The 17,760-nt window shown below is 62.4% G+C and carries 17 protein-coding genes and 1 pseudogene; 5 read left to right on the top strand and 13 right to left on the bottom strand.

From position 1 onward, the window contains the following. Window positions 1-29: 29 nt before the first annotated feature. From NKH70_RS01800 to NKH70_RS01775, 6 genes are all read right to left on the bottom strand, one after another. Window positions 30-1,745 carry an HAD family hydrolase gene (locus tag NKH70_RS01800; RefSeq protein ID WP_352912053.1) on the bottom strand — a complete coding sequence of 572 codons (1,716 nt, stop codon included), beginning with the start codon at window positions 1,743-1,745 and terminating at the stop codon, window positions 30-32. A 4-nt stretch (window positions 1,746-1,749) separates the two neighbouring features. After that, complete coding sequence (locus NKH70_RS01795; protein WP_352912050.1) at window positions 1,750-2,721, bottom strand: SDR family oxidoreductase; 972 nt, start codon at window positions 2,719-2,721, stop codon at window positions 1,750-1,752. A gap of 187 nt (window positions 2,722-2,908) precedes the next feature. Beyond that, on the bottom strand, window positions 2,909-3,211 hold the full coding sequence (locus NKH70_RS01790; protein WP_352912047.1) for a hypothetical protein: 303 nt from the start codon (window positions 3,209-3,211) through the stop codon (window positions 2,909-2,911). A gap of 212 nt (window positions 3,212-3,423) precedes the next feature. Then, entirely contained in the window at window positions 3,424-3,612 is a 189-nt protein-coding gene (locus NKH70_RS01785; protein ID WP_353024781.1) for a hypothetical protein, read from the bottom strand. 59 nt (window positions 3,613-3,671) lie between these two features. After that, window positions 3,672-5,072: a phospholipase D family protein gene (locus NKH70_RS01780; RefSeq protein ID WP_352912044.1), complete on the bottom strand. Its 1,401-nt coding sequence runs from the start codon at window positions 5,070-5,072 to the stop codon at window positions 3,672-3,674. Window positions 5,073-5,135: 63 nt separating this feature from the next. Continuing rightward, window positions 5,136-5,951: an endonuclease/exonuclease/phosphatase family protein gene (locus NKH70_RS01775; RefSeq protein ID WP_352912041.1), complete on the bottom strand. Its 816-nt coding sequence runs from the start codon at window positions 5,949-5,951 to the stop codon at window positions 5,136-5,138. 181 nt (window positions 5,952-6,132) lie between these two features. On the opposite strand from NKH70_RS01775, the gene NKH70_RS01770 reads away from it, so the two are divergent. Beyond that, on the top strand, window positions 6,133-6,543 hold the full coding sequence (locus NKH70_RS01770) for a DUF427 domain-containing protein (protein WP_353016094.1): 411 nt from the start codon (window positions 6,133-6,135) through the stop codon (window positions 6,541-6,543). Between the two features lie 29 nt (window positions 6,544-6,572). Here the strand turns inward: NKH70_RS01770 and NKH70_RS01765 are convergent, their stop codons facing one another. The 4 genes from NKH70_RS01765 to ku all read right to left on the bottom strand — a co-directional run bounded on the left by NKH70_RS01765 (window position 6,573) and on the right by ku (window position 9,884). Beyond that, window positions 6,573-6,989 carry an HD domain-containing protein gene (locus tag NKH70_RS01765; RefSeq protein ID WP_023677074.1) on the bottom strand — a complete coding sequence of 139 codons (417 nt, stop codon included), beginning with the start codon at window positions 6,987-6,989 and terminating at the stop codon, window positions 6,573-6,575. Window positions 6,990-7,109: 120 nt separating this feature from the next. Next, complete coding sequence (locus tag NKH70_RS01760) at window positions 7,110-7,481, bottom strand: avidin/streptavidin family protein (RefSeq protein ID WP_352716236.1); 372 nt, start codon at window positions 7,479-7,481, stop codon at window positions 7,110-7,112. 75 nt (window positions 7,482-7,556) lie between these two features. Beyond that, entirely contained in the window at window positions 7,557-8,957 is a 1,401-nt protein-coding gene (locus NKH70_RS01755) for a PAS domain-containing HWE histidine kinase family protein (protein ID WP_352912036.1), read from the bottom strand. Window positions 8,958-9,050: 93 nt separating this feature from the next. Then, window positions 9,051-9,884, bottom strand: a complete 834-nt coding sequence (gene ku / locus NKH70_RS01750; RefSeq protein WP_352912033.1) for a non-homologous end joining protein Ku — start codon at window positions 9,882-9,884, stop codon at window positions 9,051-9,053. Between the two features lie 125 nt (window positions 9,885-10,009). Here ku and NKH70_RS01745 point away from each other — a divergent pair, with 125 nt between their 5' ends. Then, window positions 10,010-10,474, top strand: coding sequence for an NUDIX hydrolase (locus NKH70_RS01745; RefSeq protein ID WP_352912030.1), 465 nt, complete (start codon window positions 10,010-10,012; stop codon window positions 10,472-10,474). Between the two features lie 54 nt (window positions 10,475-10,528). Here NKH70_RS01745 and NKH70_RS01740 read toward each other — a convergent pair whose 3' ends face one another. Continuing rightward, window positions 10,529-11,131 (bottom strand): alpha-ketoglutarate-dependent dioxygenase AlkB, encoded by a 603-nt coding sequence (locus NKH70_RS01740; protein ID WP_352912027.1) that lies wholly within the window; start codon window positions 11,129-11,131, stop codon window positions 10,529-10,531. A 129-nt stretch (window positions 11,132-11,260) separates the two neighbouring features. Here NKH70_RS01740 and NKH70_RS01735 point away from each other — a divergent pair, with 129 nt between their 5' ends. Further along, entirely contained in the window at window positions 11,261-11,476 is a 216-nt protein-coding gene (locus NKH70_RS01735; protein WP_352912024.1) for a KTSC domain-containing protein, read from the top strand. A gap of 79 nt (window positions 11,477-11,555) precedes the next feature. Further along, window positions 11,556-11,842: pseudogene (locus tag NKH70_RS01730) on the top strand (ATP-binding protein); the annotation flags it as partial. A gap of 48 nt (window positions 11,843-11,890) precedes the next feature. Here the strand turns inward: NKH70_RS01730 and NKH70_RS01725 are convergent. Then, window positions 11,891-13,072 (bottom strand): acetate/propionate family kinase, encoded by a 1,182-nt coding sequence (locus tag NKH70_RS01725; RefSeq protein ID WP_352977131.1) that lies wholly within the window; start codon window positions 13,070-13,072, stop codon window positions 11,891-11,893. Further along, a complete protein-coding gene (locus NKH70_RS01720; RefSeq protein WP_352912020.1) occupies window positions 13,072-15,483 on the bottom strand; it encodes a phosphoketolase family protein in 2,412 nt (803 codons plus the stop codon). The genes NKH70_RS01725 and NKH70_RS01720 overlap by 1 nt, the downstream gene beginning before the upstream one ends. A 276-nt stretch (window positions 15,484-15,759) precedes the next feature. Here NKH70_RS01720 and NKH70_RS01715 point away from each other — a divergent pair, with 276 nt between their 5' ends. Further along, the gene (locus tag NKH70_RS01715) at window positions 15,760-17,760 is read left to right on the top strand and encodes a protein-L-isoaspartate(D-aspartate) O-methyltransferase (protein WP_352716247.1); all 2,001 of its coding nucleotides are present in this window, start codon (window positions 15,760-15,762) and stop codon (window positions 17,758-17,760) included.

Below are 17,760 nucleotides of genomic sequence, written 5' to 3'. Positions count from 1 at the left end.
GCTTGGGACCGGCTGGGCGCCGTTTGCATCTATTCCTTCGGCGCGGTCGCGGGCGCGGTATAGCGGCGGCGCACCGCGTCCAGGACGTGGTTGCGGCTCTCCTGCGCCGAAAGTGTGCCGTCTTTCTCCGCTTCGGCGGTTTCGCGCGCCAGTTCCTTGTCCCTGATCTGGTGGCGAAACCATTCGGAATAGTCGCCGGCGCGCAAATGATGTTCCCAGGTCTTGTCGTCGATGCCCTCGGCGATCTGGGCGAAAATCATCAGATTGTGGGCGCGGAGGTTCATCGCATTGTCGGGGCCGCGGAAATAGAAGCTGCCCTTCTCGTCCAGCTGGCCCTCGGCATATTTGCGGCTGTGGCGCTTGAGCGACTGTCGCGGTTCGATCGGCTCGACCATGGCAGGTTTCTTACGCGCCTGCGGCCGCCAGAACAGCACGCGCTTGTCTTTTGGAGAGTTCAGGTCCTTGTCCTTTGGCGGTTCGGTGCCGGTCTCGTGACAGAACGTCTTGATGACCTTTTTCGCCTTGGGGCCGAGTGCGATGACGGCGGTGACCAGCCGCAATGCCTCGGTTGAGATCGCGTCCGGATGAACCGTGATCAGGATCGTGCCCGGCAATTCCATGGCCAGCACCATTGGCGTGTCGTCGCGCCGCTTCGGCAAGAGGTGATGCGCTTCGTCGATGATCAGCCAGTGTGGTCGTGCCGTGCGGAAGCGAACGCTACCAAGCCCCGGCAGCAGGTCGGCAAAGAAGTCCGGCCGCTCATTGACGCGCAGCGCCAGGCCGTTGACGACCAGGTTGTTGTCCGGCTTCTCCAGGATCTCGAGCAGCTCCGTCTTCGTCGGCGCATTCGAGCCGTCGCCCAGCCGGACGGCGCCTTCGAGGCCGTCATAGTCGCCTTCCGGATCGAAGATGCAGAACTGGAACTTTCTCTCGACGAAGCGCTCCGTCAGTGCGGTCGCCAGGGTCGATTTGCCGATGCCGGAGCTGCCGGCGATCAGCACCGTATCGGTTGGCGACAGATGCACCTCCTTGCCATCCTCCGAGCCGAGCAGAATGCCGTCGCGGTTCGGCACAAGCTCGCGATCGCGCTCGACAAGTTTGTCGATCAGCTCCTCGACGCCCTTTCCGCGCGCGCCGCGTGTCACGAGATCCGCTGTATCCTTGACCGCCGCCAGTGCATTGTCGACGGCGATGCTGAGGCCGCAGGCGCGCAGGAAGGCGTGGTCGTTTTCGGCGTCGCCGACACCGACGACGTTGTGCGGCGACAATCTGAGGTCCTGAAGCGCGGCTGTCAGCCCGGTCGCCTTGTTGATGCCGCTGGGCAGGATCATAACCGCGCCCTTGTTGAAGATGATTTCCAGCTCCAGCCCCAATTTCTTGATGACCTCGAGTGCGGTAGCCTGATGCGGTTCCCAGGTAGCCACGATAGAGCGGCCGACCGAAAGCGGTTTGACACCGCGTTTCCTGAGTTTGGCGATGAACTCGGGGGCGGGCGGCGGAGATATCGCCCGCTCCTCCTCGCTCGCCGGCGTGTAGATCAGCGCGCCATTTTCCGCGACGACCTTGTCGAAGATCGCGACTTCGGGAAAGACACGCTTCAGGTCGGGCAGCTCGCGCCCGGTAACGAGAATGAGCTTGCGGCCGCTCTTCTTGAAGCGCTCGAGCGCCGCAAGAGTCTTCTCGGCAACGATCCCTTCATGCGCCAGCGTGCCGTCATAGTCAGTGGCCAGGGCTATGAAATACATGTCGTCAGTAGCCGCCGACGATCGGCAATATCTCGCCGGTGATATAGCTGGAGCAGTGCGGCGAGGCGAGGAACACGTAGGCCGGCGCGATCTCCTCCGGCTGGGCCGGCCGTTTCATCGGCGTGTCAGCGCCAAATTTCGAAACATCGCCGGCTTCCTTGTCCGAGGGGTTGAGCGGCGTCCAAACCGGGCCTGGCGCCACGGCGTTGACCCTTATGCCCTTGTCGACAAGGTTGCCCGAGAGCGCGCGGGTGAAGGCATGAATGCCGCCCTTAGTCATGGAGTAATCGACCAGTTGCTTCGAGCCCTCGATGCCGGTCACTGAACCGGTATTGATGATCGCCGAACCGGGTTTCATGTGCGGCACGGCCTCCTGCGCCATGTGAAAATAGCCGTAGAGGTTGGTCTTCAGCGTCGTGTCGAAATGCTCCTCGGTCAGCTCGCTGAAATCGCTGGAGTGGACCTGGAAAGCGGCGTTGTTGACCAGCACGTCGATCCGCCCAAACTCCTGCACGATCTCAGCCACCGCGTTGTGGCAGTGGTCGCGTTCGCTGACATCGGCCTTGATCAGGATGCAGCGCCGGCCTTCCGCTTCGACGGCCCTTTTGGTATCTTCGGCGTCCCTATCCTCTGAGAGATAGATGATCGCCACATCGGCGCCTTCACGCGCATAGAGCACGGCCACCGCACGGCCGATGCCTGAGTCGCCGCCGGTAATGACGGCCACTTTGCCGTCGAGCTTTTTCGATCCGATATAAAATGGCGCATCGTAAAGCGGCGCCGGCTCGATCGCCCATTCATGCCCCGGCTTCGGCTGGTGCTGCTCGGGGAAGGGCGGCTCGGGATATTTGCGGGCACCGGCCTGCATGGCGCCTTTTTGCTTGCCATTGGACTTGGACTTATCCTTCTCGTCGATACGGCGCTGGATGTGCCGCTGCTTGGCGGCCTCGCCGGCGATTTCCGACTTCATCTGCATGGTCATCTCCCTGGCTTGAAACCCAACAACGCGTGTCCAGCGAAAAGGTTTATGCGATGGCGTCATTCCTTCAGCCCGGGCGGATCGTGCGGAGTCTAACCCACGGCGCCGGCTGCAGTACGGACCCGCTGAAAAGCCTAGGAGATTGCGGCTCCCTCAGCGGCGCATTCGTTCGGCCCGCCCTGAGTCACAGATTGTTCTGCAGGGTCGCCGGCCCGTTGGCTCCATCCGTCCTATTCGTGTCGCGCCCCTTGCCATTGAGTTGCCTGGCCTCGTCTTCGGCTGCGTCTTCGAGCTTGGCGACAAGCAGATCCTTGAGGTCACCAACCTCTTCCTCGATATCTTCGATGGGTACGCCGGCGTCTGCCGCCTCTTCCTTGCATTCCCTGGCGAGGGTTTCCGCCTCCTTTTCAAGCTTGATCGGAGGCGGCGGTAGATGAACGTTTTCGTGGATCCAGTCCTGCAAGAATTCTATCGCACTAGCACTCATGGCGCTCACCTATAGCGGCAACCTGTAGTGCACATTAACGTACGTGCTGCAAAATGGATGCTTGGCAACGCCGGATTTCGAATTACGCCACTTGACGATAGCGTGATCGCCTAGGGGCTAGAGCTTCTGCAGCCAAATGGGATCACTTGGCGTCGCAGAAATGCGGCTAGCCAGACAGTTGGAGCGGGATCCAATTTGAAGGTATCCCGCCCTTAGGACGTGTTGCGCCGCCGCGCCGATGTTGCTCGATTCGGATCGCCCGACGGCCGACCATCGTCATCCGCAGCAGCCGGTCGTGTCGGCCACTCAGCGGCGCGGTCGGCGCGCATTTTGCGTTTATGCGCCATCCAGAACGGCAAGAGCTCAGCAAGAAAACTGTATATCGTGGTCTTCATCGGCATGCTCCGGACACGGGTTACAACTCGTGATCCCGGAGTTCCGTTCCGACAATGAGTTGCCTCTACAATTGCGATTCGATCGGCAGGCACCCAACCAGCGCTGCAACGATGCGCCGATAGAGACTGGCCTCGGGTTCACGCGAATATTGCCGCATCTCGCCATTCGCCATGCCGAGCCACCGCACGGCGCCTTTGTCCAGGACCAGCTGGTAGCTCGTCTGCGGTGACTTTTCGTGCTCGAACCGCCGGCGCAATTCCATCACCAGATTGGTATCATGGAAAAGCACGCCCATTTCGGCATTCAACGACACCGAACGCGGATCGAAATTGAAGGAGCCGACAAACCCCAGCGTGTCGTCGACCGTGAAGGCCTTGGTGTGGAGGCTGGCTCCCTTTGAGCCGAAAACGGAGATGTTGGCCTGGCGGTCGAAGGGCTGCAATTCGAAAAGCTGGACGCCGTTTTTAAGCAGCTTGCGGCGGTATTTGGCATAGGCGCCGTGCACGGCGGCGACGTCCGTCGCGGCGAGCGAGTTGGTCAGGATTGCAACCTCGGCGCCACGGTCCACCAGCTTCGACAGGATGGCCAACCCGGTGCGGCTGGGGATGAAATAGGGCGAGACGATTTCGAGGCGCTGCCTGGTCGCCGCGATAGCGGGAAGCAGCTCCTTGGTCAGCCAGTTCCTGCGCCTTTTGCCGCGCACCTTTTCCGGCGGATCGGAAATGACGCGAACGCCTTTCGTCCAGCAGACGTCGCTGTGCGCTACAATGAACTCCGTGATCGTGCGCCAGGCACGGAAGCTGTTCAAAAGCTGGCCGTCCGCGGTCGCATCGAAATTGTCGAGGAAATCGGCGCGCGAGCCCGCCGCAGCCGGGTTGAGCAGCTGGATCGGCGTTGCCGCCTCGCAATTCCAGAACGCCTCGAAGATCTGCATCGTCTGCCCTACGGCAGGACCGAGAAGCAACAGGTCGAGATCGCGGAAATTCGTCTCCGCAGCGTCGAAATAGGCATCGCCGATATTTCTTCCTCCGACGATGGCCAAGCCCTCATCGGCGATCCAGGCCTTGTTGTGCATGCGGCGGGTCATCGCAAACAGCCGGGCGACCATCTCCAGCGAGCGAAAGATGCTGCCGTTCCTCATGCCGCTGGGGTTGAACAGCCTCAGCTCGATGTTCTTGTAGCTGTTGAGCGCCAGGTAAGCGGCGTCGCTGTTGCGCGGATTTATATCGTCCAGCAGTATGCGGACGCGGACACCGCGCTCCGCCGCCTTGACGACCTCCTGCATAAGCAGCCGGCCGCTATGGTCGTCGTGCCAGAGATAGTACATCAGGTCGAGGCTGCTTGTGGCACTTCGCGCAGCAAGGATTCGCGCGGCAAACGCGTCATAATTGTCGGTGATCAGCAGCAGCCCGCTATTGCCGGCCGCGATCTTGTCCCGGGCAAACCGCGAAATGGCTGTATCCATGAAGTGCACCGGCAAACATCAGCGAAGCAAACGGTCTGAAATCTGACTAACAACCCTTCAGGTTCATTCTGGTTGCAGTCGCGGCTGCCGTATCGCGTCCAGGTTCAGCCGGGCCTTGATCGGCAGATGATCGGAAGCCCGTTGCGCCAGCGGCGTCTTGTGCACCTCGATGCTGGAAATCAGGTGCGGCGGCCTGGCCAGGATGCGGTCGAGCGCAAAAAGCGGAAAGCGCGACGGAAAGCTCGGCAGAACCGCATCGATCGGACCGAAATGCGGCAGCAGGGCCAGCAGCGAAGACCTGTTGCGGACGCGCCATTCGTTGAGGTCGCCAAGCAGGATTGTTGGCCGCAGAACCGGGTGCGTGGCTTCGACCAGCGCGTTGGCCTGCTGCGAGCGCGACCGCCGCAGCAAGCCAAAATGTGCGGCTATGATCCTGAGGGAGACGCCCTTCAGTTCCAGGTCCACGATGACCGCACCGCGCGGCTCGAGGCCGGGCAGCCGGATCTGGTTCACGCTTTCGACCACGCCGCGGCGTGCCAGGATCAGATTTCCGTGCCAGCCATGGCTGCGGCGGTTTTCGGGGACGTGGGTGGGGACGAGGTCGCTGTCCCGCTCGAGCGCTGCGAGATCGAGCAAACCCTGCCTGCTTCCGGTTCTTTCGTCGGCCTCCTGCAAAGCAATGATATCCGCGTCGAGTTCCTTGACCACGGCTGCGACCCGCTCCGGATCGAACCTACCGTCTGTGCCGACGCATTTATGCACGTTGTAGGATGCGACCGTTGTGCACGAAATTTCATTGCCGGGTACCGTAAACCGCGGCACTTCCCTTCGCAGCGCAGCGCCAAGCGACCTTGGAAGGGTAGGCGATCGATCCAGCATGTGATCCATTTGCTGTTGAGTCGGTGAGTGGCGGCCATTGCGATTATGGCGCGTGCGGAGGTCTGAAACAACGACGACCTTGCAAAACCGTTCCACCGCCGGCCTCGGCGCGCCCGCGGCCTGGAACCGTGACGGGCAACAACACGTTTCAGGAGGGCAGCGCAGTCAACGGAGAAGTCGAATGCAGCCCTTAGCCGCAAATTCCGCCCCCCGGCCAGGCCCGCTCAGCATTGTCCCGTTCGATGGAACCGTGACCGTTCGGTTTTCCGATGCCATTATCGCGTCGAGCCAGCGGGCAAAGCTGCTCTACGAAGACGGTCATGATCCTGTCTTCTACATACCCTTCGAGGACATCTATTTCGACCTTCTGGAGAAGACGAACACAACGAGCCACAGCCCGCTGAAGGGCACGGCAAGCTATTGGCGTGTTCATGCGGTCGGTTCGTCGGCAGAAGACTTCATGTGGGCCTACGAGACGCCCGACACCCCGGCATTGGCGATCGCCCGCCACGGCGCGTTCGATCCCGGCAGGGCGCGGATCGAGGCCGATCCCGCGGAGGACAAGCGGCATACGCCGCACGTCACCGAGTAAACTCAAATCGGCGACAGCGCAGCCTTCCGTCAGCTCGCAAACTCTTCTCTGAGAATGCGCAAGCCGTCTTCGTATTTCGCTGTCGAGGCCCCGATCTGCCGTGCCTGCCATAGATTGTCGGCAAGATCGGCGCGCTTGACAGGCAACGCCAACGGGTTGGCCGCGGCCCTGCGAACGAAAGCCGCATCGTCCTCGTTCGGCAGCCGCGTCATGGCATCGACGGCGGATACGATGGACGGTCCAAACCCGGCCGCCTCAAGCCGGTCGCGGTTCCAGCCGTCGCCTTTTTCGATGACGTCGTGAAGATAGGCGATGGCTTTCTGGTCGAGCGTTTCGACGGCATCGACGACCCGGCGGCAATGTTCGATATAAGGCCGCCCTGTCTTGTCCGTCTGCCCGGCATGAGCCTGTTCGGCGATTTTCGCTGCGCGATAAAGCACGCTCATTGGGTCGACCCCGTAACGAACAGCGCATGTCCTGGCGCACCAACGCGCCATCGTCAGTGCGAGTTCCTGTGCACTGCGGGACTCCTGCTGCCTCACTCGCGAGCTGAATGCCCGCGACAGTCAGGAGACGCGTTCAAAACTGTCGAGGCTGGTTCCAAAAGCGCGCCAGGCGGGGAGTTTCCTGGCTCGGGCCGGGGCACCTTCCTTTTCAGCCGACAAAGCGGCATCCGCAACGGTGTGCCACAGCATCTCCAGCTTCCCGTTCCTGAGGATGCCGGTATAGCTCACCGCCGCGGCTCCGATCCGCCCTTCGGCCGCGCAGGTGAATCCGATGACGTCTCCATGGCAGGCTCCGAACAGCGGCACCGTCATGCCGAAGAAGGCGCTGTCCTCCAGTGCCGTCCTGAAGGTTCCGCTGATCCGTCCGCCCTCTTCGCTGGTCAGTTCGACGACCGACCCGTACTGGTTCCGCCAGGTGCCCAGCCAACTCATCGCTGCTCCTCCTGATTGCTACCAAAGGGATTGCGTTGCCACACGGCCGCCAAGCCGCGGCTGGTGTAGCAGCCTTCAATCAGCCGCGATGCCAGCCATCGACATCTGAACGAAGCGCAGCGGCGCTTCCAGCGTCCAGGTGATGCCGTGCCTGGCGAATTCCAGGCGGCCGGTGCCGCTGAGCGCCTGCGGGGTGACGCGTTTGAGCACAACCGTTCCGAAACCGCGTCGCGTGTTTTCATCGACCAATGGTCCGTCCAGTTCCCGCCAGACAAGGCGGAAGCCATCGCTGCCATCGGCGGCTGGCGTCACGGTCCATTCGACCTCGACCCGTCCGTCAAGGCGCGACAGCGCTCCGTGCTTTACCGAATTGGTGGCCAGCTCGTGAAAGGCAATGCCGAGATATTGCACCGCGTTCGGCTGCAGCATGATCATCGGCCCGCTCATCGACAGCCTGGCCTGTGTCGCGAAGGCCTTGGTCTGGGCATGGATCAATTCGCCGATAGTCGCGCCACGCCATTCGGCATCGACCAGCAGATCGTGCGATTCCGAAAGCGCCATGATGCGTTCCCGAACCTGTGAAAGGAAAGCCTCTGGCGTCCCCGCCAGCTTGCTGGTCTCGCGGATCATCGAGACGATCACCGAATACTGGTTTTTGACGCGATGGTTGACTTCGCGCATGAGTGTGCGGATACGCCGTTCGCTCTCCTTGTGCGGGCTGATGTCGCGCGCGATCTTGGAGGCGCCGATGATACGCCCGATGCCGTCGCGTATCGGCGAGATGGTGAGCGAAACCGGAACCAGGGTGCCGTCCTTGCGCTGCCGGATCGTCTCGTATGAAGGAATCCGTTCGCCGGCGCGAATGCGGCTGATGATCATGGCTTCCTCATCCAGGTGGTCGGGCGGGATAAGGATCGTCACCGGGCGCCCGATCGCCTCGGCGGGCGTATAGCCGAACAGGCGTTGTGCCGCGTCGTTCCAACTGGTGATAATGCCGTTCAGGTCTTTCGACACGATCGCGTCCATCGAGGATTCGACGATGGCAGCGAGCCTTATGCCGGCGTCGTCAGCCAGCGCCTGGGTGCGCAGGTCGAGCAGGGTGTTGATGGCGCCGACGACCTCACCGCGCGCATTGCGAAGCAGGACCGGGTGCGCGCTGAACGGGATGAACTGGCCGTCCGGCCGCTCGGCGATCGCCCGGCCCCCACGAACCTCCCGCTCCTCCAGCAAGGCAACGGCCATCGGACATTCGTCATGCGCCATCGGCCGCCCGTCTATGTGGCGAAGCTTCCATGATCCGCACCAGCGGTCCTGGCCGATAACTGGACGATATCCCCAGAGATCGGCAGCGGCTTCGTTGAAGAAGGTAATGTAGCCTTGTTTGTCGGTGGTGTAGACGGCGACAGGCAACGCCTGCATCAGATCGGCGGAGGAAACTTGCGGGATTCCGCCAGTCTTTAGTTCAACGACGTCCACCAGTCCCCCGCTCCGCTTGGCTTGCCGACGGATTGCTTCGTCATCTAAATGCGCGCGAGCGTTTTCGGTTCCGTTCGATCCACTTTCGGACATTCAGGCCGATTTGCGTTTCGGGGCCGTTCTCGGATTCTTGCTGGGAGCCTTGCCGCCTTCCTGCGCCAGGCTTTTGCGCAGAACATCGGCGAGGTTGACGACGTTCGTCCTCGGCTCGGGTGCCGGCTTGGGCGGTTTCTTGCCCTTGCGCTTGGCTTCGATCATCGCAACCAGCGCCTGTTCATAAGTGTCTTCGAACTTCGACGGGTCGAATTTGGCCGGCTTCTTGTCGACTAGCAATTGCGCGATTTCCAGCATCTCGGGATCGACCTTGCGAGCCTTCAGCCCTTCGAACACCGCGTCCGCCGCGACCACTTCATTGTGGTTGCGTAATTCAGTCATCACCATGCCCTTGCCCAGCGGCTGGATCAGCACCTCTCGGCCACGCTGGTACAGCACGACGCAGGAGCGAGCTGCCACTTTCTTCCTGGCCATGGCGTCCCGGATCACCGCGAACGCCTCCGTGGAGGGCGCATCGGCCGGGACCAGATAATAGGGCTTTTCGAGGTAGCGTGCGTCGATTTCGGCGGCGGGCACGAACTCGCCGATCTCGAGCGTATGCTGCGATACCATCTTCAGTTTCTTGATTTCGTCCGGCTCAATGCGGATGAACTCGCCCTTTTCGACCTCGTAGCCCTTTACCTGCTCGGCCGCCTCGACCGTGTCGCCGGTCTCCTCGTCTATATAGGCGCTCTTGACCGGGAGACCGTCTTTGCGGTTCAGGATCCTGAAATGTACTTTCTCGGCCTCGCTGACGGCGCCGATGATCTTGACGCCACAGGAAACCGATCCGACTTTCATAAAGCCCTTCCAGGCAGCTCGCGGCGTCGCCATGTCAATCACTCATTTGCCGAACGGACGGAACGGCTGCGAGCGGAAATCGTTCCGCCGTGGCAGGCTGCTCCATACGCCGGCCCGGACGAGAACGTTCGTTTCATTTTCGTCAGGGGAATAGCGGAATGGCCAAACGCAGCGCAGGGTTGCTCATTTATCGCCAAAGCAGAGGTTCACTTCAGGTGTTGCTGGTGCATCCGGGCGGCCCATTCTGGGCGAAGAAGGACGACGGCGCATGGTCGATCCCGAAGGGCTTGGTCGACGAGAACGAGGACGAGCTGGCGGCGGCCAAACGCGAGGCAGAAGAGGAACTCGGCATCGCCATCGATGGAGTTTTCGAACACCTTGGCAGCTACCGGCAGCCGGGCGGCAAGCTCGTCATCGCATGGTGCGTCGAGGCGGATTTCGACAGCGACGCCATCAGCAGCAACACCTTCGTCATGGAATGGCCGCCAAGGTCCGGCTCGATGAAGGAATTTGCCGAAGTCGACAGAGCGGGCTGGTTCTCCCTGCCTGAAGCCAACCTCAAGATCCTGAAAGGCCAGCGCGCCATGTTGGCGGACTTTGCCGGTCGGCATGGCGACGGATGAACTTGTTTCAGCCTGGTCCTTAGGGCATCGCTTGGGCTTCCTCACCGCCCTGCTTTAAGCGCGTTGCGGTCGCAGCGTGCGCAACGTGATCGAATAGCGGCGCTCGGCAACCGGTGGAATGCTGTGCTCCCATTCGTTGCGCGCAGCACCCGTCATCAGATAGGCCGATCTTGGCTCGACGGTGACGGTCTTGCGATCCCATCGCGTGCCATTTTTCCGGCGCAGGCGAAAGCTGCAGGCGGCTAGCAGCGAAACGCCGGCGACCGCCTCGAAATGAGGCTTGTCGCGGTGCCAGCCGATACCGGCGCCCGGCCGGTACTCGTTGATCAGCACCTGCACGAAGGTTTCGGCCGGCAGGCGGGCAAAGGCTACAACCTTTTCCCTGAGCGGCAGCAGAAAGCCGGGTATCGGCGGTGCCTCGACGACTTCGAGCCGGTCGTAGTCGTAACGCAGCCCGAAGCCGACCACCCGACGGTTTGCCAGATGGCCGTGAAAGTCGAAGGCCTGAAATGGCAGGGTTGCGAGCTGGCTCGCCAACGTTGCTTCTTCGTCCGGCGTGATCAGTTCGGGCCGGTAGTGAAATCCTTCCGGCAGGTCGTCGATGGCGGCAAAGAGATCGCCCTGGCGGGCTGCAGCCGATGTCTTGAGCGACGGCATCAACCGTATTTGGTGAAGCCGGCCCGTAGCGGCAAGGCTGCCTCGGCAGCAAGGAACCTCGCTCTCCGTGCAGGGTTATTCACACGACGGCATGGAATGGAGCACTGCCGAGCATTGGACCTGTCGAGGATGCCTTCAACTGCGATCAGAAACATCGACTACCAGCCGGCGACGAGGGTACTCTCCGTATGGTTCGTCCCGAGCGGAAACCGCTATGATTACGAGGACGTGCCGCCGCGGGTGCACGCGGCATTCCGCAAAGCCTCGTCAAAGGGCCGGTTCTTCAACGCGCATATTCGCGACCGGTATAAATTCCATCTGGTCGAGCAGAGCCATTCGAGCTGAGCCTTCAGGCGCTTCCCAACCATCATCTCGGCTCTCCGCCATGCGTGGCCGCGCCGGGACTTCGCAGTTGGCGAGTGACCTCAATGAGCTTTTGACGAACGCGCTGAAGCACGCCTTTTGGGCCGCGAAGGCGGGACGATCACGCTGCGCAGCGTCGTCGATGGCGACGGTTTTCGCATCGTAGTCGCCGATGACGGCATCGGGCTGCCCGAAGGCGAGACCTGGCCGAAACCCGGCAAGCTCGGAGCGTTGATCGCGCAATCGCTGACCGAAAATGCCAATGCCCGGTTCGAGGTGGATTCGACCCCTGGCAAAGGAACGCGGGTGACCATTGTGTTCAACAGATCGGCCGCGCTAGCGGCGTAGCCGCTCGACCAGTGCGGTCGTAGGCGCCGCCACTCAAGGCCATCCGCATCAGCCGGGCTCCTCCATCACCTTGCGGGTGTGGCGGGCGATGACACCTTCTTCGTCGGTCGCCACGACGCGGACTTCGACCTTGCTGTCTGCCTGGCTGATGAGCGCGGCATGGGAGCTGTTGGCGGCCTCGTCGATCGCCACGCCGAGCCAGCCAAGCCTCCCGCAAATCGCTTTGCGGGCCGGGGCAGAGTGCTCGCCGATGCCGCCGGTGAACACCAGGCATTCCAGCCCGCCCAGCGTGTTGGCGAGGGCGGCAACCTCCCGGGCGGCGCGGAAGGCGAAAAGCTCCACCGCTTCGCGAGCCCGGCGGTCGTCGCTGGCCTCCAGCGTGCGCATGTCGCCGGAAATGCCGGACACGCCGAGCAGGCCGGATTCCTCGTAGAGCATGTCTTGCAGCGCCTCTCCCGAAACGCCTCTTTCCAACAACAGGTACAAAAGCACGCCCGGATCGATGGCGCCGCAGCGTGTGCCCATGACCAGGCCGTCAAGCGCCGAAAAGCCCATAGTAGTATCGACGCTTCGCCCGTAGCGCATGGCGCACAAGCTCGCCCCGTTGCCGAGATGGGCGACGATGGTTCTTTTCGCCGCCAGATCGGGCGATATCTGCTTGAGCCGGCCGGCGACATATTCGTAGGAAAGCCCGTGAAAGCCGTAGCGGTGGATGCCGTCTGCCTCATAGCGGCGCGGCAGTGCGAAACGGCTGACCAGAGGCTCGATGGTCCGATGGAAGGCCGTGTCGAAACATCCGACCTGCGGCAGGTCCGGCCGCAGCGCAGCAAGCGCCCGGATTGGTGCGAGACTGCGCGGCTGGTGCAGTGGCGCAAGCGGGGTCAGCCTGTCGAGAGCCTCGATAACTGTCGGCATCAGGCGGACAGGTTCGACGAACTCGCGTCCGCCATGGACGATGCGATGGCCGGCGGCGATCAGTTTCCTTCCGCCAAGTTCGTTCTCGATCCATTGCAGCATCTGGCCGATGCCCATGTCGCGTGATGCGTCTGCGGCAAGTGGCCGATCGCACTGCACCGCCCCATCGGCGGCTTTCGCGGTCAGCCTTGGCGCGTCGCCCAGATCCAGCGAACCGCGCGAGGCAAGATCCAGCTCGGCGGATGCTGCAAGGTCGTAAAGTCTGAACTTGATGCTCGACGAGCCGGCATTCAACGCAAGGATCGATCGTCGCATCAATCGCCGGCCTTCGTCGCGCTGTCCTGTGGCCAGGACCATTTCTGGATCTCGGGCATGTCCTCGCCATGTTCGCGGACATAGGCCTTGTGCTCAGCCAATTTCCCATGCAGCGCCGCGGCAAGCTCCTTCGCCCGCTCGGCCAGCCCCGGCACGCGCGCGATCGCGGCGAGCGCCAGATGATAGCGGTCGAGCTGGTTGAGCACGACCATATCGAACGGCGTCGTCGTCGTGCCTTCCTCGCGAAAGCCATGCACATGCATGTTGTCGTGGTTGGCGCGCCGGTAGGTCAGACGGTGAATGAGATAGGGGTAGCCGTGATAAGCGAAGATAACCGGCTTGGCCTTGGTGAACAGGGCGTCGAATCTGTCATCGGCAAAGCCATGCGGATGCTCGGAATTCGACTGCAAAATCATCAGGTCGACGACATTGACGACGCGGATCTTCAGGTCCGGAATGCCTGAGCGCAGGATGTCGGCTGCGGCAAGCGTCTCCAGTGTCGGCACGTCGCCGGCGCTGGCCAGGACCACATCCGGATCTTCGCCCTTGGCAACCGTCCCGGCCCATTCCCAGATGCCCGCACCGGCCTTGCAGTGCGCTTCCGCGTCTTCGGCGGACAGCCATTGCGGCGCCGGCTGCTTGCCGGCGACGATGACGTTGATGCGGTTGTAGGTTTTCAGGCAATGGTCGGTGATCCACAGCAGCGTGTTGGCATCCGGCGGGAAATAGAGCCTGACCGTGTCGGCCTTCTTGTTGGCGACGAAATCGGCAAATCCCGGGTCCTGATGGCTGAAGCCGTTGTGATCCTGCCGCCAGACATGCGAGGTCAGCAGGTAGTTGAGCGAGGCGATCGGCTTGCGCCAGGCAAGTTCGCCGGAGGTCTTCAGCCATTTGGCGTGCTGGTTGACCATGGAATCGACAATGTGGATGAACGCCTCGTAGCACGAGAACAGGCCGTGGCGGCCGGTCAGCAGATAGCCCTCCAGCCAGCCTTGGCAAAGGTGCTCGCTGAGCACCTCCATGACGCGGCCGTCGCGGGAAAGATGGACGTCGTAAGGCTCGATCCGCTCCATCCAGACGCGGTCCGTAACCTCGAACACGTCGTCGAGGCGGTTGGAGGATGTCTCGTCCGGTCCCATCAGCCGAAAATTCCTGGCATCGGCGTTCAAGCGGATCACATCGCGAAGATAGCTTCCGACGGTCCGCGTCGCCTCCCCAACAGTACCGCCCGGACGCAGTACGTCGAGCGCGAGGCCTTTCCAGTCGGGAAGCACAAGGTCTTGTTTCAGCAGGCCACCATTGGCGTAGGGGATTGCGCCCATGCGTCTTGACCCCGTAGGCGCCAGCGCCGCGAGTTCCGCCAGGAGATGCCCGCCTTCGTCGAACAGCGTCTTCGGTTCGTAGCTGCGCATCCAGTCTTCGAGGATCTGGCGGTGCGCCGCGTCGCCGCGTGCGTTCGACACCGGGACCTGGTGCGAGCGCCAGAAATCCTCGACCTTCTTGCCGTCGACCTCTTTCGGCCCGGTCCAACCCTTTGGGCTGCGCAGCACGATCATCGGCCACAGCGGCCGCTCTCCCATCCAGCCCGCGGCTCGTGCAGGCTCCTGGATGGAGTGGATCCGGTCGAGCACGGTATCGAGCGTGCGGGCCATCTCCCGATGCATCGCGGCAGGCTCATGACCTTCCACGAAGAAGGTCTCGTAGCCATAGCCGAGGAACAGGCTGCGCAACGCCTCGTCTTCCATGCGGCCGAGGATCGTCGGGCTGGCGATCTTGTAGCCATTGAGATGCAGGATCGGCAGGACGGCACCGTCGGATGCCGGGTTCAGGAACTTGTTGGAATGCCAGGCCGCGGCGAGCGGGCCGGTCTCGGCTTCACCGTCGCCGACGACGCAGGCAACGACAAGGTTCGGATTGTCGAAGGCGGCGCCGAAGGCATGAACCAGCGCATAGCCGAGTTCTCCGCCTTCGTGGATCGAGCCGGGCGTCTCCGGAGCCGCGTGGCTCGGCACTCCGCCGGGAAACGAGAACTGCCGGAACAGCTTTCGCAGGCCGTCTTCGTCCCCGCCGACCTCGGGATAGATCTCGCTGTAGGTGCCCTCGAGCCAGGTGTTCGCGACCATTGCCGGGCCGCCGTGACCCGGCCCGCAGATGAACAGAACATCGAGACCACGTTCACGGATGATCCGGTTCAGATGCACATAGATGAAATTGAGGCCGGGCGTCGTGCCCCAATGGCCGAGCAGCCGCGGCTTGATGTGCTCGGGCCGCAAAGGCTCGCGCAAGAGCGGATTGTCGAGCAGATAGATCTGGCCAACCGAGATGTAGTTCGCGGCGCGCCAGTAGCGGTCCATCAGATCGATCTGGTCAAGGCCGGTTGTCTGCGCAGTGGTGCGGGCCTCGTCGTTCATGGAAATGCCTCCGGAATACCCTCGTCCGTCGGTATCTGGAGTGGCGTCGCCTCGGAGAAAGGATTTGCCTCGAAATAAGTTTGGGCGGGCGCTGCCCCTCGCCAGCAAAAGCCGATCGGTCACTTGGGAACCTCGAGGCTCGCCAACGGTTAGAGAGACGTGCGTAATCCAGGAATTCACGGGACCGCAATTCCAGGGACGTACGGGACATGAACCTAGTTGCCCTTGAGGACGCTTGGCTCATTGGGGCGGAGGGGTCTGCAAAAGGAGCAAAAAATGCTCGATCTCTCCGATGCCCGTGATCGTATGGTGGACGTCCACCTAAGCCGCCGTGGCATTCGCGACCGCAATGTCCTGCAGGCGATGCGGGAGGTTCCGCGCGAGGCTTTCGTCGATCCGGGCTTCGAAGAGTTCGCTTATGAGGATGGGCCGCTGCCGATCGCCGAAGGTCAGACGATATCGCAGCCCTTTATCGTTGCGTTCATGATCGAAATGGCGGAGATCGGAGCTGGTGACCATGTTCTCGAGGTCGGCACCGGCTCCGGCTATGCGGCTGCCGTAATGAGCCGCATCGTCGAACGCGTCTACACGATCGAGCGCCACGCCGCGTTGGCTGAAACGGCAAGGCAACGGTTCAAAAAGCTTGGCTACGACAATATCGAAGTCCGCACTGGCGACGGCACCAAGGGCTGGCCCGAAGCGGCGCCCTTCGATGCGATCCTGGTTGCCGCCGCTGGACCCGGCGCACCGCTCGCTCTGCAAGAACAGCTCGACGTCGCCGGCCGGCTTATCATCCCGGTCGGCGACGAATTCGACGCGCAGCGGCTGCTCAAGGTCACCCGGACCGGCGCAGCAACTTACACCGAGGAGGATTTCGGCGGCGTGCGGTTTGTTCCGCTGATCGGCGAGCAAGGCTGGGGCGAGCCAGGCAGCGACAGCCAAATAGCGGCCGATCTTCCGCACCGGCATCAGCGCAGGAGCAGCCTGCCGCAGATGATAGCGGCCGCAGCCGAACCGCTTCCGGATTTCGACGATCCGGCCTTCGGTGCGCTGTTCGACCGGTTTGCCGACCGCCGCGTCGTCTTGCTCGGCGAAGCCAGTCACGGTACGTCGGAGTTCTACCGTGCGCGCGCCGCGATCACTCGCAGGCTGATCGAGAAGCATGGCTTCACCATCGTCGCGGTGGAGGCCGACTGGCCCGATGCCGCGGCGATCGACCGCTACGTCCGCCATCGGCCGCCGCGGCCGGGCGCGGCGCCGCCGTTCCAGCGCTTTCCCACCTGGATGTGGCGCAACACCGACGTCGCGGCGTTCGTCGACTGGATGCGAGTGCGTAATGAGCGGATCAGCATATCCTCCCGGCGGGCCGGATTCTATGGCCTCGACATCTACAATATGGGCGGATCGATTGCGGCGGTCCTGCAATATCTCGACCGGGTCGATCCGCAGGCGGCGAGGATCGCGCGCGAACGCTATGGCTGCCTGACGCCGTGGCAGAACGACCCGGCCACTTATGGCCGTGTCGCACTCACCTCCGGTTACCAGAAATGCGAGAAGGCCGTGCTCGAGCAATGCCGGGAACTGCTTTCCAGGGAGCTCGACTATGCGCAGCAGGACGGTATCGATTTCCTCGACGCCACCCAGAACGCCCGCCTAGTCGCCGCCGCCGAGCGCTATTACCGCACCATGTATTATGGCGGCGCGCAATCCTGGAACCTGCGCGACACCCACATGTTCGAAACGCTGGAGCACCTGCTGCAGGCCCGCGGCCCGAATGCCAAGGCGGTGGTGTGGGCACATAATTCCCATATCGGCGATGCTCGCTACACCGAGATGGGGATCGTCAGGGACGAAGTGAACATCGGCCAGCTCTGCCGCCAGCGTCTTGGCGACGAGGTTGGCTTGATTGGGCTCAGTACGCATTCCGGGACGGTGGCCGCGGCGACCGACTGGGACGGCGACATGGAAGTGAAACTGGTGCGGCCTTCCCACAACGACAGCTATGAGCGGCTTTGCCACGACAGCGGCGTCTCGCCTTTCCTTCTCGATTTCGAGCGCGACGACACGCTGCGCCAACGGCTTCTCGAGCGCCGGCTGGAGCGCTTTATCGGCGTCATCTACCGGCCCGAGACCGAGTTGCACAGCCACTATGCGGATGCCTCGCTCGCCCGCCAGTTCGATGCTTTCGTCTGGTTCGATGAAACCAGTGCCGTGACGCCGCTTGGGCCGGAACATGCGGGGACAGGCCTTCCCGAGACCTATCCTTTCGGGCTTTAG

It is taken from the genome of Mesorhizobium sp. M0991 (genome assembly GCF_040318915.1).
Lineage (GTDB): Bacteria > Pseudomonadota > Alphaproteobacteria > Rhizobiales > Rhizobiaceae > Mesorhizobium.
This window is presented reverse-complemented; position numbering and strand designations above follow the sequence as displayed.